Source organism: Paenibacillus sp. B46(2026), from assembly GCF_056786355.1.
This window is the reverse complement of the sequence record NZ_CM165907.1, coordinates 1,892,264-1,917,925: the sequence shown is the minus strand read 5'-3', so window position 1 is coordinate 1,917,925 and position 25,662 is coordinate 1,892,264. Positions and strand designations below refer to the sequence as shown.

Below are 25,662 nucleotides of genomic sequence, written 5' to 3'. Positions count from 1 at the left end.
TTTCACGTAAATGATAAACTTGCCATTCGGACATCATATCATCACAGAAACAGGAAGGGCCGATTTTATTGTTCATTACCGGTGCCCTTTCGTTGGGGGGGCTGAGCCGAAAATATGGATGGCATGTCCGGAACTCAAGCTGGTCTATTCCCGGTAACCAACAATCGATCCGGAAAATCATATACGTTTGTTCCATTCTGACCTTCTCCTATTCCCAAACACGAACATTTTTTGCTCCGCCTCTTTTGCAAGTCTGTTTTTATCATAGACAAGTTTATAGAAGAGAGTCAATCGGAGAAAGTGTCGAATGGAAATTATTTTAAAAAAAACCTCGAATTAGTTCCAGAATAAAGCACAAAAACGAAGCCGTTTCACCCAATAGGCAAATCAGCTTCGTTTTTATTATCTCTACTTTATGATATATCCGAGATCATCTATAGTCCGGTCTTATTATGCTGAATTTTCAGTCTGCGCTGACTCATCACAGCTAATCGACGTTTAAGTTCACTTTCCCACTTCTCGTCTTTGGTTTCTTTCGCGAGCCTGAGCAAATCCAGAGCCATATCAATCTGGCGCTGCACAATGACCATGGCATCCTCACTCTCACGGTTTACACAGTTTTCGAAGATCGCATCCTCATCTTCTGTTACATAATCTTGAAAATCGATCTCGGATGCACCGTCTCCATGCGCATATTCAGCCAGAATTTCATATTCATTTTCAACTTTATAATGTACCTCAACCCGATGACACACCGGGCAAAACAGCAGGGGAACATTATGAACCTGGGTGCGGTAATGCTTCAGCGTGCCCTTCGTTCCAACCATACTTGCCCCACAACAGTAACTCATTTTTGTTCACCCTCCTTATTACGTGCCGGGACTTTTTTGTTAAACATGCCATCCCGTACACTTCCAGCACTTCCAAAAAGGAATAGTTCCATCAGTGTATCACATTCATGTACAGATTATAAATGCAGAGCACCGGAATATTTACCGGGTTTCCATACCCTATTCGCCTTGAAGGCCATCAATTCCTCTTTCAACAGATAAAAACAAGACTTTCTTCTAATATATTATTAACACGTTTAGCTGCTTGTTCAAACACTTTTGATTAACTTCGTGATCACTTCCGGCAAAAGGGTGCAAAAAGCCCTCAATCCCTAACGGGATGAGGGCTTGAACAAAAACCGTTCAAGTTAATCTGGCTTACAGGTTAGTGTCGCCTGGTTTCCAGTTCATTGCACACAATCCGCCGGATTGCAGTGCTTGCAGTACGCGAAGTGTTTCTTCAACACTACGGCCTACATCGTTGTGGTTAACCACTTGATATTTCAGTTCGCCTTCTGGATCGATGATGAACAGACCGCGCAATGCTACGCCTTCTTCTTCGATCAGAACGCCGTAATCTTTAGCCACTTGCTTCGTGATATCGGAAGCCAGTGGGAAGTTCAATTGACCCAAACCATTGCTGTCTACAGGTGTGTTAATCCATGCTTTGTGGCTGTGTACGGAGTCTACACTTACGCCAAGGATTTCAGTATCCAAAGCTTTGAATTGCTCAGAAGCAACGCTCAAAGCTGTAATTTCAGTTGGGCACACAAATGTGAAGTCCAAAGGATAAAAGAAGAATACAAGCCATTTGCCACGATAATCGGACAGTTTAACGGAACCAAAGTCTTGTCCGTCTCCCGATACTGTTTCCATTGCGAAATCTGGTGCTGGTCTACCAACCAAACGTTCTGCCATAACTAAAAATTCCTCCTTTGGGATTATGTAAGCATCCATACGGATTGCTCATCATCAAGAAAAACGCGAACGCTTTTCCTGTAATAAAATGATTTGATACTTGATAACAAGTACAAGTAAAATGTTATCATCCGGACTTCCCAAAGTCAAGATTATAAACATTATTTTTTTATAATCATTATAAATAAGGATTTTTCGTGGCAAAATCATAAAGGAACAGCCCTCTGTACATTCCATAATTGGAAACAAAGGGCTGTCTTGTTGTTGCTCCTATAATTACGCTTGTTTTTGAATAGCCGCGACGATCAAATCGCCCATTTCGGTCGTGCTGATCGCTGTGCTCTTGTCTACAGCAATATCACTCGTGCGGTGTCCTGCGTTCAATACATCCGACACAGCTGCTTCAATGGCGTCCGCGCCTTCTGCATAACCAAAGGTTGTACGGAACATCAGCGCCAAAGAGAGAATGGTTGCAATCGGATTAGCAAGGCCTTGACCTGCGATATCCGGTGCAGAACCGTGTACCGGCTCATAGAGTCCGAAGCTGCCTTCTCCCAATGATGCAGATGCCAGCATGCCGATGGAGCCTGTCAACATCGCTGCTTCATCACTCAAGATATCTCCGAACATGTTTTCCGTTACAATAACATCGAAGCTGGCTGGGCGACGCAGCAATTGCATCGCGCAGTTGTCTACAAGAACATGCTCCAGTTCAACATCCGGATAATCCGGTGCTACCCGGTTCACGACTTCACGCCAGAGACGGGACGTTTCCAATACGTTGGCTTTGTCTACAGAAGCCAGCTTTTTGCCACGTCCTTGTGCAATTTCGAATGCCTGACGAACGATCCGCTCCACTTCCGTTACATTATATGCACACGTATCCACAGCCTCTTCGCCCTGTGCACTTTCACGTCTGAACTTCTCTCCGAAGTAGATGCCACCTGTCAACTCACGTACCACCATCAGATCTGTACCTTCAAGTACTTCAGGCTTCAGAGTTGAAGCATCCTTCAGGCAATCAAATACGACAGCCGGACGCAGGTTCGAGAACAATCCAAGTGCTTTGCGAATACCCAGCAGGCCCGTTTCCGGACGAAGCTCCTTGCTGTTGTTATCCCATTTCGGACCGCCAACTGCTCCAAGCAGGACCGCATCTGCACTTTTACATACTGTCAGCGTTTCTTCAGGAAGAGGTGTACCCTTCTCATCAATCGCAATTCCACCAAACAGCGCATGCTCTGTCTCAAAACGATAACCGAATACTTCCTCCATACGTTTAAGAACTTTCTCAGCCTCAGCTACGACTTCAGGGCCGATTCCGTCACCTGCGATAACTGCAATTTTTTTCACGTCTGCCATGGGTTGTCCACTCCTTATATTTCATTCATTAATTATTCATAAAAGTAACGTCTCATATTAACTCTCTCTTTTGTATCATATTCCAAGGTCATTTGACCAAGATATACAATCTATGACTTTAATAGATTTTACCTATAAGCCAATAGAGATTAGCCTTCACAAGTTGTTCTGACCTCCCGGCTGGGTTAAACTATAGCTGAATTCAAATCAGGTACGCAGGAGGGATAAGCAACATGCAATATTCGTATTTGGGTAAATCAGGTCTCAAGGTCAGCCGAATCTGTCTCGGTACCATGAATTTCGGGCCTGCTACAGACGAAAAAGAAGCTTTCCGCATTATGGACGCAGCACTCGATGCAGGCGTGAACTTTTTTGATACCGCTAACATCTACGGCTGGGGTGAAAATTCCGGTCTTACCGAAGAAATTATCGGACGCTGGTTCAGTCAAGGTGGTGGCAGACGTGAAAAAGTGGTTCTGGCGACCAAGGTCTATGGCTCCATGCATGATGATACAGATGGCCCCAACAACGAAGCCGGATTATCCGCCTACAAAATCAGACGTCATCTGGAGGGTTCCCTCCGCCGCTTGCAGACCGATCATATCGAGCTGTATCAGATGCACCACGTGGACCCTGCCATATCGTGGAACGAACTATGGGGCGCATTCGAGAATGCCGTTCATCAAGGTAAAATCGGTTATGTAGGGTCAAGTAACTTTGCGGCATGGCAGATAGCAATCGCTCAAAGTGAAGCCAAGAATCGCCATTTCCTCGGCCTGGTATCCGAACAACATAAATATAGCCTCAACTGTCGTTTGCCTGAGCTGGAAGTACTGCCTGCCGCCAAAGAGCTTGGCCTCGGTGTCATTCCATGGAGTCCACTGGATGGTGGATTACTGGGACGTAATGCGCTGCAGAAGCTGGAAGGAACACGCAGCGGCGGCATCGCGGGACGGATTGAGCAGCAACAGACTCAGCTTGAAGACTTCGCAGCACTCTGTCGTGATCTCGGTGAACCACAGGATACGGTGGCTTTGGCGTGGGTTGCAGCCAATCCTGCAGTGACTGCCCCAATTATCGGACCACGTACGCTGGAACAGTTTGAGACCGCACTCAAATGTCTGGACGTGACTTTGGATGAAGCTGTGCTCAAACGTCTGGATGAGATTTTCCCGGGTCCAGGTGGACATGCACCTAATGCATACGCGTGGTAATAACTTGATAGCGTAAGCCAATGCCATAGGTAATCGTAGAAAATGTACTGTGTTTCACTGCCATAATTATATAAATTCAAGCAAAGAGTCTGACCCTCCACAGGAGAGTCAGACTCTTTACGTGCCTCACTGAACGGGACAAAGCAGGCCGAACGATCTACTATATCCATTAAGATTAAGATAGACCATCCTCCCAGTTTACATGCGTTCCAGCTTGAAGTTCAGTTCAATGAAGGGTTTGTGCTGGCTGCACCGGAACCTACAGGTTCACGTTTACACGATTCGTGTATGTTTTACGTTTCTCAATCAGTTGGTTTAGACCGTCCACATAGGCACGTGCACTTGCACCCAATATATCTGTGCTTACGCCACGTCCTTGTACCGAAACCTGATTTTGAGTCAGCACAACATGTACTTCGCCCAATGCATCCTTACCATGTGTTACCGATTTGATAGAATAGTCAGACAACGTTACCTCTTCCCCACTCACTTGGTCAATCGCATTGTAGATTGCATCTACCGATCCATTACCCTCTGCTTGCTTCTCAACCGTATCCCCGTCAAGCGTCGCAATGCGGACTTTGGCCGTTGGTACCGATTCATCTCCGTACGTAACAAAGATCGATTCCAGTTTATACACCTCAGGTGCATCCTGCAATTTCTCTTCAATTACGGCAAGCAGATCTTCGTCCGTAACTTCTTTCTTCTTATCAGCCAGTTCTTTGAACTGGGCAAAAGCCCGATTCAATGCTTCTTCTTCCAGCTCATATCCTAGATCAATCAAACGTTCACGGAAGGCATGACGACCGGAATGTTTACCCAGTACAAGCTTGCTTTCCTTCAGACCGATGGACTCTGGAGTCATAATCTCATACGTTGTTTTTTCCTTCAGCATGCCGTCCTGGTGAATTCCTGATTCATGTGCGAAGGCGTTCGCCCCAACAATGGCTTTGTTTCCAGGCACCACCATACCTGTCAAACGGCTAACCAAACGACTGGTCCGTGCAATCTCAGATAACTGCAGCGATGTTTTCGCCTGAAAAAATTCCTGACGTGTCTCCAGCGCCATAGCAATTTCCTCGATCGCCGTGTTCCCTGCACGTTCACCAATGCCATTAATCGTGCCTTCGATCTGATCGGCTCCGTTGAGAATGGCTGCAAGTGTATTGGCTGTCGCCATCCCCAGGTCATTATGACAGTGGGCACTCAGCTGTACCTTCTCAATGCCGTGTACGTTCTCCTTGAGATGTTTGAAAATGTTTCCGTATTCATATGGGCTCAGGTAGCCAACCGTATCCGGAATATTCACAACGGCTGCACCTTCTTCAACAGCCATATTCACCATTTCCACGAGGAAATCATACTCGGTACGACCTGCATCCTCAAGTGAGAATTCGATCTTCGAGAATGTTTTCTTTGCATAACGAATCGCGGAACGAGCCGTATCCAGGACCTGCCCTTTGTCCATGCGCAATTTATGTTGGCGGTGAATAGGCGAAGTTGCCAGGAAAACGTGAATGCACGGGTCCTGTGCGCCTTTAAGTGCTTCCTTAACCGCATCAATGTCTTGCTCTCTGGAACGGGACAAGCCAATTACGGTCACATTTTTGACCGCTTTTGCTACTGCATTGACAGCTGCCAGGTCACCTGGAGATGCCGCCGGGAAACCCGCTTCCATCCGGTCAATGCCAAGCCGCTCGAGCTGATGGGCAATTTCCACCTTTTCACGAGTGTTCAGATTGACTCCCGGGGATTGCTCTCCATCACGCAGCGTTGTGTCAAATACATAGATTTTACGCACGCTTCGCACCTCCTGTACTTGTATTATAATGTTTCTCTGAACCAGCAATAGCGGCTCACGCATAAGCACGGCCGCTATTCCCAGTTAAAGCTCTAAGTTTGCTTCAATACCTTAAAGTGCATGTTCTAAAAGTTAATGCTTACTTCTTGATCCAGTGCATCATCTCACGCAATTGTCCGCCAACCACTTCGATTGGGTGTTCAGCTTCGTTACGACGAGTTGCTGTCAAGAATGCACGTCCGGATTGGTTTTCCAGAATGAAGTCGCGTGCGAATTTACCTTGTTGGATATCCGTCAGCACTTCTTTCATTGCTTTCTTCGTATCTTCAGTTACCACGCGAGGTCCAGTTACATAGTCACCGTACTCAGCTGTGTTACTGATGGAATCACGCATGCTTGAGAGTCCGCCTTCATACATCATGTCAACGATCAGCTTCAGTTCGTGCAGACATTCGAAGTATGCCATTTCAGGAGCGTAACCCGCTTCTGTCAATGTTTCGAATCCAGCTTTTACCAACGCACTCACGCCACCACACAGAACAGCTTGCTCACCGAACAGATCTGTTTCTGTTTCTTCACGGAAGGAAGTTTCGATAACCCCTGCGCGTGTACAACCGATACCTTTAGCATATGCCAAACCGATTTCTTTCGCTTTACCCGTTGCATCTTGCTCGATCGCGATCAGGCCCGGTACACCAAAACCTTCCACATAAGTACGACGTACCATGTGACCAGGGGACTTAGGAGCTACCAGCAATACATCGCTGTTTTTTGGAGCAACGATTTGACCGAAATGAACGTTGAAACCGTGGGAGAAGAGCAATGCAGCGCCTTCTTTCAGGTTTGGTTCGATTTCGTTTTTGTATACAGAAGCTTGTGTTTCGTCAGGAAGCAAGATTTGAACTACATCTGCGCGGCTTGTTGCTTCAGCCGGGGACAGAACTTCAAATCCGTCATTTTTTGCAGTGTCGAAGGATTTACCTTCACGAAGTCCGATGACTACGTTCAATCCGCTATCACGAAGGTTTTGGGCTTGGGCGTGGCCCTGGCTACCATAACCGATTACCGCGATCGTTTTTCCTTTCAATACGTTAAGCTCTGCATCCTGTTCATAATAAGTAGTTACTGGCATGTTTATAAGTCCTCCTTTGTATTGTAAAGAACCCTTCATTAATGAGCGGGTGTCTCAAGGGACCGGCTCACTTGGAATGTCGAAAGCGTCTTTTGGTCTGATCCGATCCGTTCAGACACCCGCCCATTAATGCGGGAATGTAGCTATATTTTCAAGCGTTACATCACTAAAATGTTAGATTAAAACTGTTAAGGGACTGACACTCTCACATAAGATCAACTGTATATGTTAGCTATCTGTCGTCCCCTCTTCATTCATTATAGTCTTATACGTTGCCTCGTACCAATGCAGTTATGCCTGTACGGGACAATTCGCGAATGCCGTATGGCTTGAGCAATTCAATCATCGCATCAATTTTGTCCGTATCTCCGACCACCTGCACAATCAGGCTGCCTGGACCAACATCTACAACGGATGCGCGGAATGTTTCCACCACACCCAGAATTTCTGGACGCTCGGAAGGCTCTGCCTTCACTTTGATCAGGGCGAGTTCACGAGCTACCATCGGTTTCAGACTGAAATCAACCACTTTAATGACATCGATGATTTTGTACAATTGTTTCTCAATCTGCTCCAGCGTTTTATCGTCACCAATGGTGACAATAACCATCCGGGAGAGTCCTGGTTCTTCCGATTGACCCACTGTAATACTTTCAATGTTAAATCCGCGTCGACCGAACAACCCTGATACCCGCTGAAGGACGCCTGGCTGATCGTTAACCAATATTGAAATCGTATGTCTAATCATTCCTCAGCATCCCCCATCAGCATTTGATCAATTGTTGCTCCCTGCGGAACCATTGGATACACATTCTCTTCCTTGCGTACCACGAATTCTACAACGACTGGTCCTGGTGTATCCAGAGCTTCCTGCCACGCCCGCGCCGCTTCTTCTTTATTCGTTGCACGCAACCCTTTCACGCCATATGCTTCAGCCAGTTTTACAAAATCCGGACTTCCTGCCAGGTCAATGTGGCTGTAACGGTTCTCATAGATGAGTTCCTGCCATTGGCGAACCATTCCAAGTACCTGATTGTTAATGATCACAATTTTTACCGGTATATTGTTAATGGCACAGATCGCGAGTTCTTGGGAACACATCTGCATTCCGCCATCACCGTTAATGGAGATAACGAGTCTGTCCGGATTGGCCATCTGAGCACCAATGGCAGAAGGGAATCCAAAGCCCATCGTTCCGAGACCACCCGAAGTGACCCATGAACGTGGTTGATTAAACTTGTAATATTGTGCTGCCCACATCTGATGTTGTCCCACATCCGTAGTCACAATCGCTTCACCTTTGGTTGTATCATTCAGCATTTCAACAACCCACTGAGGTTTCAGCACTTCGTCTGAGTCCGTATAGCTGTAAGGCTTCTCTTGTTTCCACTGTTTGATCTGGTCTCTCCATGCATCTGCACGCTCTGCACGCTTAACTTCTTTGTTGGCTATCTCCAGTACCGTCTTCACATCACCAACGATTGGAATATCCGTTGCGATGTTTTTACCAATCTCAGCCGGATCAATATCGATATGAACGATTTTGGCATGTGGAGCAAATCCATCCAGCTTGCCTGTTACCCGATCATCGAATCGTGCGCCGATGTTAATCAGCAGATCCGCTTTTTGAATGGCCTGATTGGAGGTGTACGTTCCGTGCATACCTGGCATACCCGTCCATAATTCATGACCGCTCGGGAATGCGCCAAGACCAAGAAGTGTAGTTGTAATTGGAATGCCTGTCTTCTCAACAAACTCGAACAGTTCTTCATGTCCACCCGAGTATACCACACCGCCACCGGCCAGAATCATTGGACGTTCCGCTTCCTGAATGGCCTGAGCCAAACGGTCAACCTGCAGTTTGTTCGGTACTGTCCGTGGATTGTACCCTCTCAATATAACAGGTTCAGTTGTCGGTTCAAACAATGTTTTGTTCGCTGATACATCTTTCGGGATGTCGATCAGTACAGGACCTTTACGACCCGTGTTGGCAATATGGAACGCCTCATGAATTACGCTGGACAGATCTTTTACATCTTTCACCAAGTAACTGTGTTTGGTAATTGGCATGGTAATCCCGGTAATATCCGCTTCCTGGAATGCATCTGAACCGATCAGGCTCGAAATGACGTTCCCCGTAATGACTACGAGTGGTACTGAATCCATATACGCTGTTGCAATACCGGTAACCAGATTCGTTGCTCCTGGTCCGGAGGTAGCGATGCAGACACCCACTTTGCCGCTTGCACGTGCATATCCGTCAGCTGCATGTATTGCACCTTGTTCGTGACGAGTGAGAACGTGTTTGAAATCCTCGAAACCATACATCGCATCGTAAATGTACAACACTGCACCGCCCGGGTAACCAAATACACAATCTACACCTTCAAGCAACAAGCTTCTCAGCAGAATTTCTGATCCGCTAATGACCTCCGGCTTCATCCATTTTTCACGTAATTCATCTGTTGACCGTACTTCTGGAATTTGAGCTCCCATCAGTCATCCTCCTCTCGGAATTTACATCATTCTGACATTTAAAGTTACAAAAAAAACCTTCCATCCCTGCAAACAAGTTCATGCTTGCGAGGGACGAAAGGTTATTGCTTCCGTGGTACCACCCAACTTTGTCCGAAATTTCGCAATAACGGACCTTACCAGGTACAACAAAACGATAGCTCAAACGAACATAGTCGTTTCCCATACCTGTTGTCTGTAACGCAGACATACGATTTTCCCTAATACGCGAAAGGAGTGACATCCAGTGCTTTTCAGGAAAACAGCTCCGAGGTGAGCTCGTATATAAGGGATAATGGTGGTGGTTTCAGCAATTCCAGCCACTCTCTGAGCAAAAGAGCCCTTAAAACTTCGTCCTCTTCATAGCCGATGAAATATTCTCGTTAAATGTTAGGAACATTATATGATTCCTCCAACCGATAAGTCAATACCTGTTTTGCATAAAAATTCAGAGAACCTTCCTTCCGCCCTCTTCAGCCTATAAGGTTTCCCTAAACTCAGCGCTTCATTCAGTCACCTTTTATCTTCCTTCGGGCATAGGATATACGAGCAGCACGACTGGTCCTGAAAGGAGGCTCCGCATGGTGATTCGGCAACGCGCATCCAAGCTGGATGATGGCGCCATCATGAAGCTGATTGACACTCAACTTGTGCCTCTCTCTCACATGAGTGAAAAAGAAATTAATAAAATCCGCAAAGAAATACCCCTGCGAATGAACAGGGGCATGACCTTTGTTGTCTCGCCGGAGCCAGACAAAGCTGCTGTTGCATTCATCCATTTTCTCATGCATGGTGAACTGCTCTATGTTGATATGATGGCTGTTAGTCCGAAAGAGCAACGCAAACGTTTCGGCCAGACTTTGCTGTTCAAAGCAGAGAGCTTTGCGGCTTCCCGGGGTTGTAGAAGATCGAAAGTGATGGTGGATGAAGGCAATACCAAAGGCCTTCAGTTTTATCAAAAAAATGGCTATAGTGCGATTCGATACATTATGATAAGCCGCTGCTACGAAATGGAAAAAAGATTATAGAATGTCCTAGAAAAATCCTGGTGGACGTGGACCTGGACCATAAGGGCCGAATCCAGGACCCGGTCCAAATCCACCCCCAGGTCCTCCAGGTCCTCCAGGTCCATATCCCGGTCCGTAACCCGGACCATATCCAGGGCCTGGCTTCGGTCCAGGTCCATATCCGGGACCAAAGCCGGGGCCAGGACCATAAGCATAAGGCAGTGTGGCAATAGCGAGCAGATCAAATAATACCAGTGGCAGAATCGCTTTTGTACGTACTTTTTTGCCATTCAGACGCTTCAGTACCAGTTTGTTACCCGATACTTTCAACAGCTTTCCCGTAACCCGAGTGCCGTCTTTTTTGATTGCAACAATATTTTTGCCTATTAATTTCATCGCTTCATCACGCGTAACTTGTTGTTTCATACTTCCCCCTCCTCCTCGGATCGTTCAAAACAGTGTATTCGTCCATGACTGGATTCGCCTGTTTCTTTGTCCCTACCTGAAAATATGGGTATTTGCACGAGAACCAAGGTAAGCGTGATAAAGTGGATGGGCATTTCAGGAAAACAAAAGAAGGCCCGCACAAGGCGGACCCTTTTATCAAATCATTGGATATCTAACTTGATATGCTGAAGGTTGTTACCTTTTACCCGGATCATATGCTTCACCGAGTGCAGACGGAGCCGAAGAGCGTCCAACCGCAGCAACGAGAACGATGATGGTAAGCAGGTATGGCAGCATATAAATAATTTCCTGGGGAATACTTTGTGACCATTCAAACAACTGCACATAGTTCCGGATCGCTTGAGAGAATCCAAAGAACACAGCCGCACCAAAGGCCCCAATCGGATTCCACTTACCAAAGATCATAGCTGCAATGGCAATATAACCTTGGCCGGAAACCGTATTGTGTGAGAATGTACCTGTAGTCGTCAACGTGATCGCAGCTCCACCAATGGCCGCAAGCGCACCACTGATCATAACGGCAACATAGCGATAACGACGCACTTTAACACCAACCGTATCTGCCGCACTTGGATGTTCACCTACAGAACGAAGGCGCAGACCAAATGGAGTTTTGAACATGATGTAATACGTCAGGAATACGAATAGAATGGCCAGATATGTCGTTGGATACACGTTCTTGAAGAAGGCTTCTCCAAGCAAAGGAATATCTTTCAAGAACGGCACATCAAACTTGCTGAACCCTTGCACCAACGGGGAATCACCAGAACCTTCAAACAACAATTTAACCAAGTACAACGTACTTCCTGCTGCCAAAAAGTTAATGACGATACCACTGATAATCTGGTCTGCCTTAAATGTGATAGACGCAACGGCATGAATCAGCGATACCAGTACGCCCAATACAATCGCGAGCAAAATACCCATCCAGGCCGATGTTGTTCCACCCATGCCCGCTTCTTGCGCATAATGTGCCCCGATTCCAGCTGCAAAAGCACCAAAGACCATAAAACCCTCAAGTCCAAGGTTGGTTACACCTGATTTTTCAGAAAAGATTCCGCCGAGTGATGCAAAAATCAATGCCGTAGCAAAGACAAGCGTCGTATTGATAATTTGCCCAATTGTCAACAAGTCCATCTACAACACCTTCTCTTTCTTACGCTTCGAATAGAACGGTTTAAGTATCCAGCGCACGATGCCTTGTGCCGCAATGAAAAAGATAATCGAACCGATCACAATCCGAATAATCTCAGGCGGAACATCCGCAGCAAAACTCATACCTGCAGATCCGTACGTGAGGGTACCGAACAGCACTGCACCCAGTAACACCCCAAACGGATGATTCAAGCCAATCAGGGCAACCGCAATTCCGTCAAAACCTGTTCCCGGCGAACCGGACATTACGGTTTGGTATTGGAACACCCCAAGTACCTGGAATGCACCACCAAGACCGGCAAGCATACCAGAGATGAACATGGCTTTAACGATATTCCGGTTAACATGCATACCTGCATATTCAGCTGCATTAGGGTTGTAACCTACCGCACGGATTTCATAACCCTGTTTTGTTTTCCACATATAGATATAAAAGAGCACAGCCATCACAAGGGCAATCAACGTCCCCATGTGTACACGGGAGTTGCCCATAAGTTCAGAGAGCCATGTCAGACTAATCGAAGCCGATTCGCTGATATCCACGGAACGATTCTCGCCCTTCAACAGCAAGAATTGGCGAACGATAAGGTTGGCCAGGTACAGACCAATCCAGTTCAACATGATACTACTGATAACTTCATTGACCCCACGTGTCGCTTTCAGATAACCAGCAATAGCTGCCCAAAGACCACCAAACAGTGCTCCGGCAATCAAAGCCAGAGGCGCATGGAGGTAGATCGGCAAACCTGCAAATTTCACGCCAACAAACGTTGCAGCAGTCATACCAACGAGAAATTGACCTTCTCCCCCGATGTTGAACAGCCCTGCACGTGATGCAAATGCAAATGCAAGTCCAGTCATGATCAGTGGTGTCATTTCCCGTACGGCTTCACCAAAGTTGTACATGTCTCCAAACACCTTGGTGAATAATGCGCCATAGGCTTCAATCGGATTGTAGCCGCCGATCAGCATGACAACCCCACCGAGAATCAGACCCATAACAATGGCTACTACAGGCAAAATAAATGAATCTCGGGTAAACCATTTCAATACGTTATTCATGCGCAGTACCTCTCTTTTGGGTGCTGCCCGCCATCATCAAGCCGAGCTCCCTGTCATTGGTTTCTTCCGGCAGCACCTCGCCAACGATCTGACCTTCATAGATGACAGCAATTCGGTCAGATACATTGATAATCTCATCAAGCTCAAATGAAATCAGCAGAACAGCCTTGCCTTGATCGCGTTGTGCGATCAATTGCTTTTGCACGAACTCAATAGCCCCTACGTCCAAACCACGGGTTGGCTGCGCAGCAATAAGCAGTTCAGGGTTTTTATCCACCTCACGGGCGATAATGGCCTTCTGCTGGTTTCCTCCGGACAAGGAACGAGCTTTGGTCTCGATGCTTGGTGTACGCACGTCAAATGCCTCCACAAGCCGCTTCGCCTGCTTTTTGATCGCATCGAAGTTAAGGAACCCTTTACGGGTGTATGGTGCTTTATAGTACGATTCCAGAACGATATTTTCACTCACTGAAAAATCAAGGACAAGTCCGTGTTTATGTCGATCTTCCGGAATGTGGGCTACACCCGACTCCGAAATATGACGCGGAGAATGATTGGACAACTCCTTGCCCTCCAAAAGAATCGAACCGCTCTCTACTTTGCGAAGGCCGGTAAGAGCTTCAATCAGTTCGCTCTGCCCGTTACCATCCACGCCTGCGATTCCGACAATCTCTCCTGCACGTACGTTCAGGTTAAGTTGGTTCAGAACCGAAATACCTTCTTTATTCTTGGCCGTTAATTTACTAACTTCAAGCACATTAGCTCCAGGTGTAGCCGGTTTTTTGTCCACTTTGAATGTGACATTCCGACCTACCATTTTCTCTGCCAGTTCATTGGGATTGGTTTCCGATGTTTTGACCGAATCAATGACTTTCCCCCGACGGATGATCGTTACCGTATCGGAGATTTCCATGATCTCTTTCAGTTTGTGCGTGATCAAAATAATCGATTTGCCTTCTGCTACAAGCTTCTTCATGATGATCATCAGTTCTTTGATCTCTTGAGGAGTCAATACGGCTGTAGGCTCGTCAAAAATCAGAATGTCTGCACCGCGATACAACGTTTTAACAATCTCTACACGCTGCTGCATTCCGACAGAGATATCATGAATCTTGGCATGTGGATTCACCTTGAGTCCATACTGTTCAGACAGACGCTGCACTTCAGCGGCTGCTTTTTTATAGTTAATATTGAGACCCTTCGTTGGTTCAGATCCCAAAATAATGTTCTCTGTTACCGTGAACGGCTGTACAAGCTTAAAGTGCTGATGCACCATGCCGATGCCAAGATCGATCGCTCGGTTAGGGCTGTCGATGATGACAGGCTTGCCATTCACTTCAATGGAACCTTCATCTGGCTGATAGAGACCAAATACAATATTCATCAACGTTGACTTACCAGCGCCGTTTTCGCCCAGTAGCGCATGGATCTCGCCTTTACGAAGCTGAAGGCTGATGGCGTCGTTGGCAACAATGCCTGGGAAACGCTTCGTAATTTGTTTTAACTCAACGACGGGGGTTGCTGCACCCATGTAATCACCCTTATAACTGATATAGTGTGGTTCCGCAAACGAAAGAAAAGCTCCTACCGGAGCGTTGATACACAGTGACCTTGTACAATTGTTATGATGACTTGATCAAATGTTCCTGTTCTTGCAATCATAAGGCCGGTCAAGACCGGCCCTGATGATTTATTTTTATGCGACTAGGATCAAATTACTCAGTAGGTACTTTGATTTCGCCGCTGATGATTTTTTCTTTGTACTCATCCACTTTTGCAAGTGTATCAGCAGATACGTTAGCAGTAGAAGTATCAGCAATACCTACGCCGTTTTCTTTCAATGTCAGGTTCTCGGAACCGCCAGCAAATGTACCGTCGATTACTTCCTGGTTAACACGCTTAACAGCTTCGTCAACTTTTTTGATCATGGAAGTCAGTGTTACTTCATCACCAAACTCAAGAGATTGGTCTTTGTCAACACCGATAACCCATACTTCTTGACCTTGTTTCTTACGAGCGATTGCTTCGTTGAACACACCGTTACCTGTAGCACCGGAAGCGTGGAAGATAATATCTACGCCTTGGTTGTACATTGTAGCAGCTGCTGCTTTGCCAAGGTCAGGTTTATCAAAAGCACCTGTGTAGTTGGAGATGAACTCAGCATCAGGATTAACAGCTTTAACGCCTTCTCTGAAACCTACTTCAAACTTCTTGATCAGTGGGCTGTCCATACCGCCAACAAAACCGATTTTGTTGGATTTCGTTGTCAGACCAGCTACAACACCAACCAGGTAAGATCCTTCTTCTTCAGCAAATGTTACGGATTTAACGTTAGGAACATCAACTACACTGTCAATGATCGCAAGTTTAGCTTCCGTGTTTTGCTCAGCAACCGTCTTGATTGCATCAGCCAATTGGAAACCGATACCCCAAGTCAGGTCATATCCGCCTTTAACGAATTCGTTCAAGTTAGGAATGTACTCTTCATCGGATTTACTTTGCAGGTATTTAACTGCAGTACCTGTTTCTGTTTCAGTCGCTTGCAGAGCTTCCCAAGCGGATTGGTTAAAGGATTTGTCATTAACTCCACCTACGTCAGTAACCATACCGATTTTGAGATCGGATTTCGCTTCAGTGGGTGTGCCACCTGTATCTCCTCCGGCATTTGTTTCTTCTTTCGGTTTGCTACCGCAACCTGCGAGCATAACCGATACCGCCAGCAACATTACCAAAGACAAGCTGAGCATCTTTTTCATTTTCTCTTTTTCCCCCTTAATGATATATCCTCATTCCAATCCAGCCTACAATTGCACGGTTAACAGATAGCAGGAATGACTTTTATGCAGAATGTATGGTTTCTTCGACATTAAAAGCGCATTCTCACCCTTGAAGCATCCAAGCATCTGTCGAAAAACCAAACATTATGACATGGAGAGAAAAATTAGGACTAGCCTACTAGAGGTGATTATACAATCAACCAGTGTTAAAATCCAGATGTTTCATCACCAAATATCACATATTTTCGTTCTTTTTTTATTGAAAACGCTTAATAATTTAGCGTTTTAACACACTAACGTCACAACAATGTGATGTTATGTAACAAAAACATGCCGTTAACTTTAGTGATATGTGGATTTTACCTGTTTTCATTTGTATTATTCCACCGTTCGTATTTTATGTATTCCCATAGTCTGTTATTCATCAGTTGTCTGGTCTCATTGTTCCCTTCCAGACTATAGCCTATTCGTTCTACTCCTTCAGAGATTCATCTCCGAATTCCCTCAAAGCCGTAAAAAAAGCCGCCATATAGGTACGGCGGCTTGTATCATACAATTTAAGCGTTGATTTTGCCTTTAGCTACAGTAGCCAAAGAGTTGAACGCATTGATGTCGTTAACGGCCAGATCAGCCAACATTTTGCGGTTCATGTCTACACCAGCAAGTTTCAAACCATGGATCAGTTTGTTGTAAGACAAACCATTCATGCGTGCTGCTGCATTGATACGAACGATCCACAGTCTGCGGAAGTTACGTTTCGTGTTGCGACGGTCACGGTATGCGTATACCAGGGATTTCATTACTTGCTCGTTTGCTGTTTTAAAGATACGGTGTTTGGAACCGAAATAACCTCTTGCCAGTTTCAAAACCTTTTTATGACGACGACGTACTACAAAACCGCCTTTTACTCTTGCCATATTAAAGAACCTCCCAAATAAATATAAATGTATCCGTGGTATGTGTACGGCCGTAGCCGATCCCCCATACGGAATGTACTAATTAAATTTAGCCTTTAAGGTTAGCCAAACCTTGTTTCAAACGTCTAACATCCCCGGCAGCCATAACTGGGTTACCGTTCAGAACGCGCTTAGCACGTTTAGATTTGTGGGAAAGCAAGTGGTTTTTGTGAGCTTTGTAACGAAGGACTTTACCGGAACCGGTAATTTTGAAGCGTCCTTTCAAACTGCTGTGTGTTTTCATTTTAGGCATTTTGTGTTTCCTCCTCCAATGTTATCAGGCTTTAGGAGCCAAAATCATGATCATACTGCGGCCTTCCAATTTCGGTTGACGTTCAATAGTACAAAGTTCTGCAACTTCTACCTTAACGCGTTCCAAAATCCGTTGACCAATCGCGGCATGTGCAATTTCACGTCCGCGGTAACGAACAGAACATTTCACTTTGTCGCCTTCGTTCAAAAACTTAACTACATTACGAAGCTTCGTTTGATAATCGTGCTCCTCAATATTGGAACGGAACCATACTTCTTTAATATCAACAATTTTCTGGTTCTTACGGGCTTCTTTGTCTTTCTTTTGTTGCTCATAGCGGAATTTGCCATAGTCCATGATGCGACACACCGGCGGTTTAGCCTGTGGTGCCACATTGACCAGATCCAAATTCAGATCAATTGCCATTTGCAGTGCTTCGCGAATGGGCGTAATCCCAATTTGTTCTCCTTCAGCTCCGACAAGGCGCACTTCCTTCGCCCGAATCTCATCATTAATCATGTGATCTTTACTAATAACTATCCACCTCCAGGTCATTTTGAATATCCTGTTACACAAAAATAAAAGGGATGCCGGTCTAGCTACCGACATCCCTGTAATCAACACAATTCTTCATGAGTATACACTTCATAAATTATTGGGATCGTTGACCAGCCAACATAGTGTTGATCAGGTGAGAAGTCGGACTTCTACTTGTGATTCCATTCGCTATTCGTTTTAACGCACTTGAATACTATAACATCCACGACATACCTTGTCAACATCTTCACAACTTTTTTCTAAATATACATTTGTTATATCTGATGTCGACAAAGTCTCGCACGCGTATTCCTTACCCTTGTTTGCTCTGTACCTCATCCAATCGCACAACACGCGTATGCTGCGTGTGGCTCCACTGTTTGTTGTTCTGTGTGAAAAAAGCGTAGAACGTGATCGGGTACCATGACAACAGGTAAATCGGGAACAAGATCAGATATAGATAAACTTTGGCAAAGGTAACCTTCTCTAACGCCATCGACAACAGGAACGTCAGGATATTCAGACCAATAGCCACAAATCCAACCCATAGCGGGAAGTACCCATAAATATTAGCGATGTGCGGACCACTGAATATAGCCATGTCTACCCACATCACAGCCGTCATCAGGAACGTAAGCAACACAACATAGACATTGGCTCCATAGATAGCAAGGTCAAATTTCACCAGGCTTCTTTCCTTAATGGACTGCCAGAGCAGTGGGAAGAAGTATCTACGCGCAACTGTAAAGTGACCTTGCATCCAGCGCAGACGTTGTCTCGCTGAAGCTTTGAATGTTAATGGCTTCTCATCAAATACTTTGGCGTCATAGTTGAAAACAGGGTACACATTACGCTGCACACTGCGCATCGTAAACTCCAGATCCTCAACCAGACTTGTTGCGCCCCAGCCAATTTCCTTCAACAGGTTGGTCTCGAAGCACATTCCGGTTCCTCCGAGGAAATTCGCCATATTCAAGTTATGACGAGACAACTGCCACAAACGGTTGATGTACCAGTAAGATACACCGTATGCTGCAGTAATCCAGGAATCCTCCGGATTTTTCGTATCAATGTATCCTTGGATAACGCGCGAACCATTGTTCAAGTCATCATTCATCTCAAGCAAAAAGTTACGGTCAACCAGGTTATCCGCGTCAAACATGACAACTGCGTCATACTGACGTGGCAATTTCCACAGGTACTTAAGCATCCATTCGATGGCATACCCTTTACCTCTTAGATCGGCATTGGTACGCACACAGGCATTTAACCCATGTTCTCTGACAATCTGTGCCGTTCCATCCGTACAGTTGTCACAGATGACAAACACATCATACAGATCTTCCGGATAATCAAGTTGTTTCAAGTTCTCCATCAAGGCACCAATGACCTGTTCCTCATTGTGTGCTGCGACGAGTACAGCGAAAGATTTTGTCGCCGGATAATGTTTCTTTTTCTTTTTCTTAATCAGACCGAACAGCGAAAACGTGAATTGGTACACGGCTAGCAGTGCCAGAATGACCTGCATCGTGACGAATATAGCGTCCAACATCGTTCTCTGTTACCCCCTTTTTTTCGAAACCCAGTTTACTAAAGCATTTCTCTTCCTGATTCTGCAAGTTATTTTTTTTTGATCTGCAGAATATGACCCTGTTCTTTTGTGTACTACGCGAATAGTTCAGGCAATGTTTCAAAGCTTGGTAGCTATCAGTTGGCTGCTTTATCGATTCTGTATTCTTTTCAGTCATTTGTCAAAACCCCAATTCCACTTTCTAAAGCAGAAATGTGATCTTTAAACGCTGAATAAACACTTTGTGATACCACAACCTCGCATTCATGCCTGTTATATCTTATTTTCAGCCGTTTCCTTGATTTTTATTTCTGAGGTCCCTGCTTTTTTCATCAGCATGTTATTCTTCGTCAGAGGCTCTATAACAAATAACGCAAACAGACCTCAAAAAGTTTAAAACAAAACTCACTTTTTTTTACCTCATTTCAGTCATATTGAATCATTGTATCTTTTTTGGCTGACTCAAGTCAAAATGTTAAGATGGATATCTATCCACTCTTTAACATGAATTTTACGTTCTTTACATGGGTTCTTCTTGAAAAGGACAACATTTAAAAATATGATAAACATATACCTGAAATAACCTCAAGTTCGCGAAAAACGGTTATATACTAATCAGGACGAAACCGGATGCAGAAATTCACCGGAAATACTGCCGCCATTACGGGCGGCCTGACTGGCAGGAGGCCAATATGAGCCGTTTATTCTTAAAGTTTCAAGATTATGATCGAAATGTTTTTATGTGGATTAACGGCCGACTTCATAATCGTTTTATGAATTTTTGGCTGTATTATTTCACCCATCTGGGTGGGGCAACTTCTTCTATCGCAGTATCCTTGTTAATCTGGCTGCTGGCTCCAGCTCCATGGAGCACAACAGGACTTCAGGCTTGTATCGCTCTTGCGGTCAGCCATATTCCTGTAGCCATCGCGAAAAAATTGTATCCTCGCATTCGGCCTTATCTGGCCTTGCCGGATACCATTACATTCCGTAATCCCCTGACGGACCACTCGTTTCCTTCAGGACACACGACTGCCATTTTTTCGGTCACGGTTCCATTTATGACCACTGAACCGATCTTATTGCTAACATTGCTGCCTGTGGCCCTTATTGTCGGATTCTCTCGAATTTATCTGGGATTACACTATCCTTCCGATGTTCTGGCAGGTGCCACAATAGGTACTTTAGTCGCACTTGCAACAGTTGCATTCTGGTCTTAAAGCCGATATGTTAGACTCAGAAAAACCTAGCAGGAACAGGTGAAGCAAGCGTGGAGAAAAAAAGAATATTACTATTATCTGAAGGCTTTGGTACGGGTCATACTCAAGCCGCCTATGCACTGTCCAGCCATTTGCGAAAGCTGTCGCCAGACGTGCAGACGAAAGTGCTTGAACTGGGAAGTTTCTTAAATCCCAAGGTTGCACCTCTTATTATAACGGCATACAAAAAAACGGTTACTAACCAGCCCAAACTCGTCGGGTACGTATACAGGCATCAATATAAAAAATCATTGAACCGGCTTACAACGCTAGCGCTGCATAAACTGTTCTATACACATACACGTAGCGTCGTGCGTCAGTTACGTCCCAATGCGATCGTCTGCACCCATCCGATCCCAAGTGCTGTGATATCCAGACTGAAGCGACTGGGTGTACAGGTTCCCCTTTGCACAGTCATTACCGATTATGATGCACATGGGACATGGATTAACCGTGAAGTAGACCTTTACCTGGTTTCTTCAGATGAGGTTAAGTCCAAACTAATGTTGCGTGGCGTACCTAAAGACAAAATTCGAGTCACAGGCATTCCCGTACATCCAAACTTCTGGGAGCATCCCGGTCGAGATGAGATCCGAAGCAGATTTAATCTCAAAAACATGCCCACTGTACTGGTAATGGGTGGGGGTTGGGGGATGCTCAGTGACAAGTTGGTCCATCCGCTACTGACACGCTGGCATGAAGATATTCAGATCATTTTCTGTCTCGGTCACAATGATAAAGCACGGATCAGCATGGAACAGAACTCGATGTATCGCAAAGAAAACATCCATATTATTGGGTACACCAACGAAGTCGACAAATTGATGGAAGTATCCGACCTGCTGATCACCAAGCCTGGGGGAATGACATGCAGCGAAGGCTTGGCCAAAGGAATTCCAATGTTGTTCCACAACCCTATACCTGGTCAGGAAGAAGAAAACGTCCATTATTTTACCGCAAGAGGTTTGGGAGAACCCATAACTTCGCTCGACGTAGTGGTCAAATGGATGAACAAGCTGCTGCATCACTATCCGGATATCGTACGTAAACGAAAACGCCATCTGTCGGAAATCGCCAAAGTTCATCCGATGGAGAGCGCTCAAAGTATTATTGACCTGCTGGAGGACGTTCGTCCTTCATCCGCAGAAGAGGCCCGTTTATGAATTTATCCGAACAGGATGCTGCTTCCGGCTGACTTCATCCAATCACGCCTCTAACCAACGACTTCAAACAAGCCTGCAACCACATCGAAAAGGTGCCTTCGAATCGGAAGGCACCTTTTCTTATGAAGGAAAGTACAAACTATTGAATGCCAGCTGACTTCAAGTACTCCTGCCACTGCTTGGTGTATTCTGCCTGAATTTTTTCCAATCCTGCTTGTTTTGCCTTCTCCATAAATGTGTTCAGTCCAGCCTCTACGTCTGCCACCAAACCTACATTAAGCGGATACAAATATTGTTTTTCCACTTGTTCCAATGCAGCCTTCTCGGCTTGGTACGGTGTCCAGTCTTCCGCAAATCCGGTATAAATATCAGGCTTTTTGATTTTGTCGAGATCTTCAAACATGGTCAACACGTCATCAAAGGTTTTATCATAGAGCATGAATTCCGGATTACGCCATGCCCAGCCATTCATACCCTCACGTGGGAAGCCGTTCGTTTGTGCATCACCCATCATTTTGTAGTATCCATTATCTACCTCGAAGTTTTTGCCCTCAACGCCGTATTCAGTCAACCAATTATATCGTTTGTCTGTCACAAGTTTCTCATAAAATGCCAATGCTTTTTCCGGGTTTTTGCTGCTACGCGGAATCGCAAAACCATTGTGGATCGGGTGAACCGGTTGTGCAAACCCTTTCGCATTCGGGTAAGGGAAATAAGCCAGTTTCCAATCTGGATGCGTAGACTGAACCTTGATTACATCTGCATTAAATTTGTTGGGGTTCTCCCCGGACAGAACAACAGCCGCTTTTCCATTTTGCAGCAGTGAGTTGGAGGTATCTTTTACATTCAGTACGTTTTTCGGGAATAAACCTTTGTCCATCCAGCGTTTGTATGTTTTCAGGTCTTCCAGATGTTGCGCCGATCCCCAATAGGACGTCACGGTTGATGGTGTATCATACATAATATCCAGTCCATATGGAAGTTGACCTGCTGTATTAACCAGCTTGGATGTCAATTGACGAATACCATGGGTATGGTTGGCATTACTATCCGCAATCGGAATCATATTAGGTTCGTTAGCCTTGATGCCTTCCAGATACGCTTCGAGCGTCTCCAACGATTCTGGCTTCGGAAGATTGTACTTCTCGCGCAAGTCTTCGCGGTACGCAATTCCCTCGGTTACATACTCAATCCAAGTTGATGGAACTGTATAGATTTTGTCATTGATTTTGACAGCATTCCACATATCCTCAGGTACATGAGCCTTCAGTGCTGGTGATGCTGTTGGCAGCATTTCATCCAATGGCAGGAACGCACCCTTCTTGGCATAGGACTGGTAGAATGTCCAATCCGCTGTGAAGATCAGATCGATCGGCTGTCCGGAAGACAGCAGCAGTTTATATTTTTGATCCCAGTCGGTCCAGGAGGTGTAGTTGAATTTCACATTGACGTTCAGATCAGCCTCCGCCAGCTTATTGATCTCGGATTCAATGACAGGCAGATCTTTCGGAGCATCCCCAAGCATGTAAAATTGAAGCGTGACTTTCTCGCCTTTGTTCTCGGATGTTCCTCCCTGCTCGCTTCCTTGCGTCGATCCCCCCGAACCGTTATTACACGCGGCAAGCACCCCGGCGAACAACATCAGGGCAAGTACCAGAGACAGGTGCCGAATTGTTTTGTTACGCATACGCATCCTCCCTTTTTGTGGTGAACCTTTATATGTTAGCGCAGACTCGCCATGTTTCAGACCGGAAATGATGTCAATGGCCTGATACCCACAGCGTGTTCACGTTCTAACCTTTCACTGCACCAATGGTGAGTCCTTTGACAAAATAACGTTGTACAAACGGATACAGGAACAAAATCGGTCCCGTTACAACGATCGCCATTGCCATCTTGGTTGATTCAGTAGGCACATCCTGACTGAGCGTAATCCCTGTGCCAATCGCCATCTGGTCAATGAATGTAATCGTGTTCATCGTGTTGTAGAGATAAAATTGCAGTTGGTACATATCCGGGTTGTTAATGAAGAGAGATGAGGTGAACCAGTCATTCCAGTAACCCAGTGCGAGAAACAGACCTACGGTTGCGATACCAGGCATCGCCAGTTTCAACACAATGCTGAAATAGATCCGGAAGTCATTCGCTCCATCAATTTTGGCGGACTCAATCAACTCATCCGGCACTGCCGAACGAATGAAGTTTTTCATCAGGATAATGAGGAATGGCGTCATCAACCCCGGGAAAATCAGTACGGTGTACGTATCCATGAGATTGAAGTAGTTCGCCAGCATAATGTACCAAGGCACAAGTCCCCCACCAAACAGGGTTGTGAAGTAGATAAAAAACGAGAATGTGTTCCGATATTTGAAGTCCTTACGCTGGAGCACAAATCCGGCCATCGTGATGAGGAACAGTCCAAGCGTAGTCCCCACCACCGTTGTAAAGACCGTTACCCCATAAGCCTTGAGTACCTTTGTAGGGAATGTAAACACCATCTTATAGCCTTCCAGGGAAAAGTCCGTTGGAAAGAGGTGATAGCCATCCCTCACAATAGACTCGTTGCTGCTGAATGAACCAGATAGAATCAGCAGAAACGGCAGCAGGCACATGATCGATAAAATGATGATGAAGCTGTAGGAAATCAGTTGAAACATGAAAGTGAATTCCGAATCTCTGAGACGAGTATTCGTTCGCGTGTGAGTATTCATTGGCGTGTTCATGATCGTTCTCCCTCCTGCCCTGCGGGCGTTCTAGAACAAGGCGTAGTCCTCATTTACTTTGCGGATAATATAGTTGACGGTCATGATCAAAATGAATCCGAACAAGGATTGATACAGACCAGCAGCCGTTGCCATCCCGATATCAAACGTTACTTTCAGTGAACGATACACATACGTATCAATAATATCTGTTGCGTTGTACAGCACCCCGTTGTTGCCGATCAGTTGATAGAACAGGTCAAACTGCCCCTTCATAATGCTGCCGAGCGAGAACAACAGCAGGATGACAAAGGTTGGCTTCAGCATCGGTACCGTAATGTACCAGATCCGCTGAAAAATATTGGCCCCGTCGATTCGAGCGGCTTCATAATACTCGTCACTGATCCCCGTTATGGCAGCCAGATAGATGACCATGCTGTATCCAAGATTTTTCCACAGATAAAAGATGATGATCAGAAACACCCAGATCCAGGGTGTGTTATAAATGTCGACCGGGCCAGCCTCGAAACGTTTGAGCACTGTGTTCACGAAACCTGACTCATAGTTAAACATGTTGTAAGCGATTACACTTAATAGTACAAATGAGATGAAATACGGCAAGAACATGACGGATTGCGTAATTTTTTTGAATAACCTGCCCCGGATTTCACTAAGCATAATCGCACAGAAGATCGCCAGACCGTTTCCCAATATAATGAAGGCGAGATTGTAACCCACGGTATTGGTTGTGAGTTTCAACAGCATTCCGGATTGCCACAGGAACTTAAAGTTCTCCAGACCGACAAATGGACTGCCAAATAATCCGCCTTCAAAATCATACCGGGTAAACGCATAATAGATGCCGACCATCGGAAAATACGAGTTAATCAGAAAAAAGATCAGCGTGGGCAACAACATCAGAAACATGATTTTGTTTTTGTTCAATTCTTTGAGCATGGCTCGATCCCTCCCGAATTTCTTG

The 25,662-nt window shown here is 45.5% G+C and carries 23 protein-coding genes; 4 read left to right on the top strand and 19 right to left on the bottom strand.

The features are described 5' to 3' along the window. Positions 1–434: 434 nt before the first annotated feature. The 3 genes from AC1S8V_RS08835 to leuB form a co-directional block, all read right to left on the bottom strand. Entirely contained in the window at positions 435–851 is a 417-nt protein-coding gene (locus AC1S8V_RS08835) for a hypothetical protein (RefSeq protein ID WP_017689649.1), read from the bottom strand. A gap of 357 nt (positions 852–1,208) precedes the next feature. Continuing rightward, on the bottom strand, positions 1,209–1,748 hold the full coding sequence (locus tag AC1S8V_RS08830; RefSeq protein ID WP_036610146.1) for a peroxiredoxin: 540 nt from the start codon (positions 1,746–1,748) through the stop codon (positions 1,209–1,211). 276 nt (positions 1,749–2,024) lie between these two features. Continuing rightward, a complete protein-coding gene (gene leuB / locus AC1S8V_RS08825; protein WP_482073310.1) occupies positions 2,025–3,110 on the bottom strand; it encodes a 3-isopropylmalate dehydrogenase in 1,086 nt (361 codons plus the stop codon). 233 nt (positions 3,111–3,343) lie between these two features. Here leuB and AC1S8V_RS08820 point away from each other — a divergent pair, with 233 nt between their 5' ends. Then, complete coding sequence (locus AC1S8V_RS08820) at positions 3,344–4,324, top strand: aldo/keto reductase (protein WP_482073309.1); 981 nt, start codon at positions 3,344–3,346, stop codon at positions 4,322–4,324. 259 nt (positions 4,325–4,583) lie between these two features. Here AC1S8V_RS08820 and AC1S8V_RS08815 read toward each other — a convergent pair whose 3' ends face one another. The 4 genes from AC1S8V_RS08815 to ilvB form a co-directional block, all read right to left on the bottom strand. Beyond that, a complete protein-coding gene (locus AC1S8V_RS08815) occupies positions 4,584–6,125 on the bottom strand; it encodes a 2-isopropylmalate synthase (RefSeq protein WP_482073308.1) in 1,542 nt (513 codons plus the stop codon). A gap of 139 nt (positions 6,126–6,264) precedes the next feature. Continuing rightward, entirely contained in the window at positions 6,265–7,257 is a 993-nt protein-coding gene (gene ilvC, locus AC1S8V_RS08810; protein WP_036669754.1) for a ketol-acid reductoisomerase, read from the bottom strand. A 265-nt stretch (positions 7,258–7,522) separates the two neighbouring features. After that, complete coding sequence (gene ilvN, locus AC1S8V_RS08805) at positions 7,523–8,005, bottom strand: acetolactate synthase small subunit (protein WP_024628317.1); 483 nt, start codon at positions 8,003–8,005, stop codon at positions 7,523–7,525. Next, complete coding sequence (gene ilvB, locus AC1S8V_RS08800) at positions 8,002–9,753, bottom strand: biosynthetic-type acetolactate synthase large subunit (RefSeq protein ID WP_145319858.1); 1,752 nt, start codon at positions 9,751–9,753, stop codon at positions 8,002–8,004. The genes ilvN and ilvB overlap by 4 nt, the downstream gene beginning before the upstream one ends. Before the next feature lie 602 nt (positions 9,754–10,355). On the opposite strand from ilvB, the gene AC1S8V_RS08795 reads away from it, so the two are divergent. Next, complete coding sequence (locus AC1S8V_RS08795; RefSeq protein WP_482074433.1) at positions 10,356–10,799, top strand: GNAT family N-acetyltransferase; 444 nt, start codon at positions 10,356–10,358, stop codon at positions 10,797–10,799. Between the two features lie 6 nt (positions 10,800–10,805). On the opposite strand, the gene AC1S8V_RS08790 is transcribed toward AC1S8V_RS08795, so the two are convergent. The 9 genes from AC1S8V_RS08790 to AC1S8V_RS08750 form a co-directional block, all read right to left on the bottom strand. Beyond that, complete coding sequence (locus AC1S8V_RS08790) at positions 10,806–11,204, bottom strand: hypothetical protein (protein ID WP_482073307.1); 399 nt, start codon at positions 11,202–11,204, stop codon at positions 10,806–10,808. Positions 11,205–11,420: 216 nt separating this feature from the next. Then, positions 11,421–12,383, bottom strand: a complete 963-nt coding sequence (locus AC1S8V_RS08785; RefSeq protein ID WP_482073306.1) for an ABC transporter permease — start codon at positions 12,381–12,383, stop codon at positions 11,421–11,423. Next, positions 12,384–13,463: an ABC transporter permease gene (locus AC1S8V_RS08780; protein ID WP_482073305.1), complete on the bottom strand. Its 1,080-nt coding sequence runs from the start codon at positions 13,461–13,463 to the stop codon at positions 12,384–12,386. Then, positions 13,456–14,994 carry an ABC transporter ATP-binding protein gene (locus AC1S8V_RS08775; protein WP_215076982.1) on the bottom strand — a complete coding sequence of 513 codons (1,539 nt, stop codon included), beginning with the start codon at positions 14,992–14,994 and terminating at the stop codon, positions 13,456–13,458. Before AC1S8V_RS08775 ends, AC1S8V_RS08780 begins: the two co-directional genes overlap by 8 nt. A gap of 184 nt (positions 14,995–15,178) precedes the next feature. Next, the gene (locus AC1S8V_RS08770; RefSeq protein ID WP_482073304.1) at positions 15,179–16,219 is read right to left on the bottom strand and encodes a BMP family lipoprotein; all 1,041 of its coding nucleotides are present in this window, start codon (positions 16,217–16,219) and stop codon (positions 15,179–15,181) included. A 578-nt stretch (positions 16,220–16,797) separates the two neighbouring features. Continuing rightward, entirely contained in the window at positions 16,798–17,157 is a 360-nt protein-coding gene (rplT, locus tag AC1S8V_RS08765) for a 50S ribosomal protein L20 (RefSeq protein WP_017689664.1), read from the bottom strand. An 88-nt stretch (positions 17,158–17,245) separates the two neighbouring features. Further along, complete coding sequence (rpmI, locus tag AC1S8V_RS08760; RefSeq protein WP_017689665.1) at positions 17,246–17,449, bottom strand: 50S ribosomal protein L35; 204 nt, start codon at positions 17,447–17,449, stop codon at positions 17,246–17,248. Positions 17,450–17,473: 24 nt separating this feature from the next. Next, positions 17,474–17,968: a translation initiation factor IF-3 gene (gene infC, locus AC1S8V_RS08755; protein WP_145321407.1), complete on the bottom strand. Its 495-nt coding sequence runs from the start codon at positions 17,966–17,968 to the stop codon at positions 17,474–17,476. A gap of 331 nt (positions 17,969–18,299) precedes the next feature. Continuing rightward, the gene (locus AC1S8V_RS08750) at positions 18,300–19,538 is read right to left on the bottom strand and encodes a glycosyltransferase family 2 protein (RefSeq protein WP_036610177.1); all 1,239 of its coding nucleotides are present in this window, start codon (positions 19,536–19,538) and stop codon (positions 18,300–18,302) included. Between the two features lie 710 nt (positions 19,539–20,248). On the opposite strand from AC1S8V_RS08750, the gene AC1S8V_RS08745 reads away from it, so the two are divergent. After that, positions 20,249–20,776, top strand: a complete 528-nt coding sequence (locus AC1S8V_RS08745) for a phosphatase PAP2 family protein (protein WP_458462918.1) — start codon at positions 20,249–20,251, stop codon at positions 20,774–20,776. Positions 20,777–20,826: 50 nt separating this feature from the next. Further along, positions 20,827–21,978 carry an MGDG synthase family glycosyltransferase gene (locus AC1S8V_RS08740; RefSeq protein ID WP_482073303.1) on the top strand — a complete coding sequence of 384 codons (1,152 nt, stop codon included), beginning with the start codon at positions 20,827–20,829 and terminating at the stop codon, positions 21,976–21,978. 139 nt (positions 21,979–22,117) lie between these two features. On the opposite strand, the gene AC1S8V_RS08735 is transcribed toward AC1S8V_RS08740, so the two are convergent. The 3 genes from AC1S8V_RS08735 to AC1S8V_RS08725 form a co-directional block, all read right to left on the bottom strand. Continuing rightward, positions 22,118–23,671 (bottom strand): ABC transporter substrate-binding protein, encoded by a 1,554-nt coding sequence (locus tag AC1S8V_RS08735; RefSeq protein ID WP_482073302.1) that lies wholly within the window; start codon positions 23,669–23,671, stop codon positions 22,118–22,120. A gap of 100 nt (positions 23,672–23,771) precedes the next feature. Further along, positions 23,772–24,635 carry a carbohydrate ABC transporter permease gene (locus AC1S8V_RS08730; protein WP_422395271.1) on the bottom strand — a complete coding sequence of 288 codons (864 nt, stop codon included), beginning with the start codon at positions 24,633–24,635 and terminating at the stop codon, positions 23,772–23,774. A gap of 96 nt (positions 24,636–24,731) precedes the next feature. Next, complete coding sequence (locus AC1S8V_RS08725) at positions 24,732–25,637, bottom strand: ABC transporter permease (protein ID WP_017689672.1); 906 nt, start codon at positions 25,635–25,637, stop codon at positions 24,732–24,734. Positions 25,638–25,662: the final 25 nt, after the last annotated feature.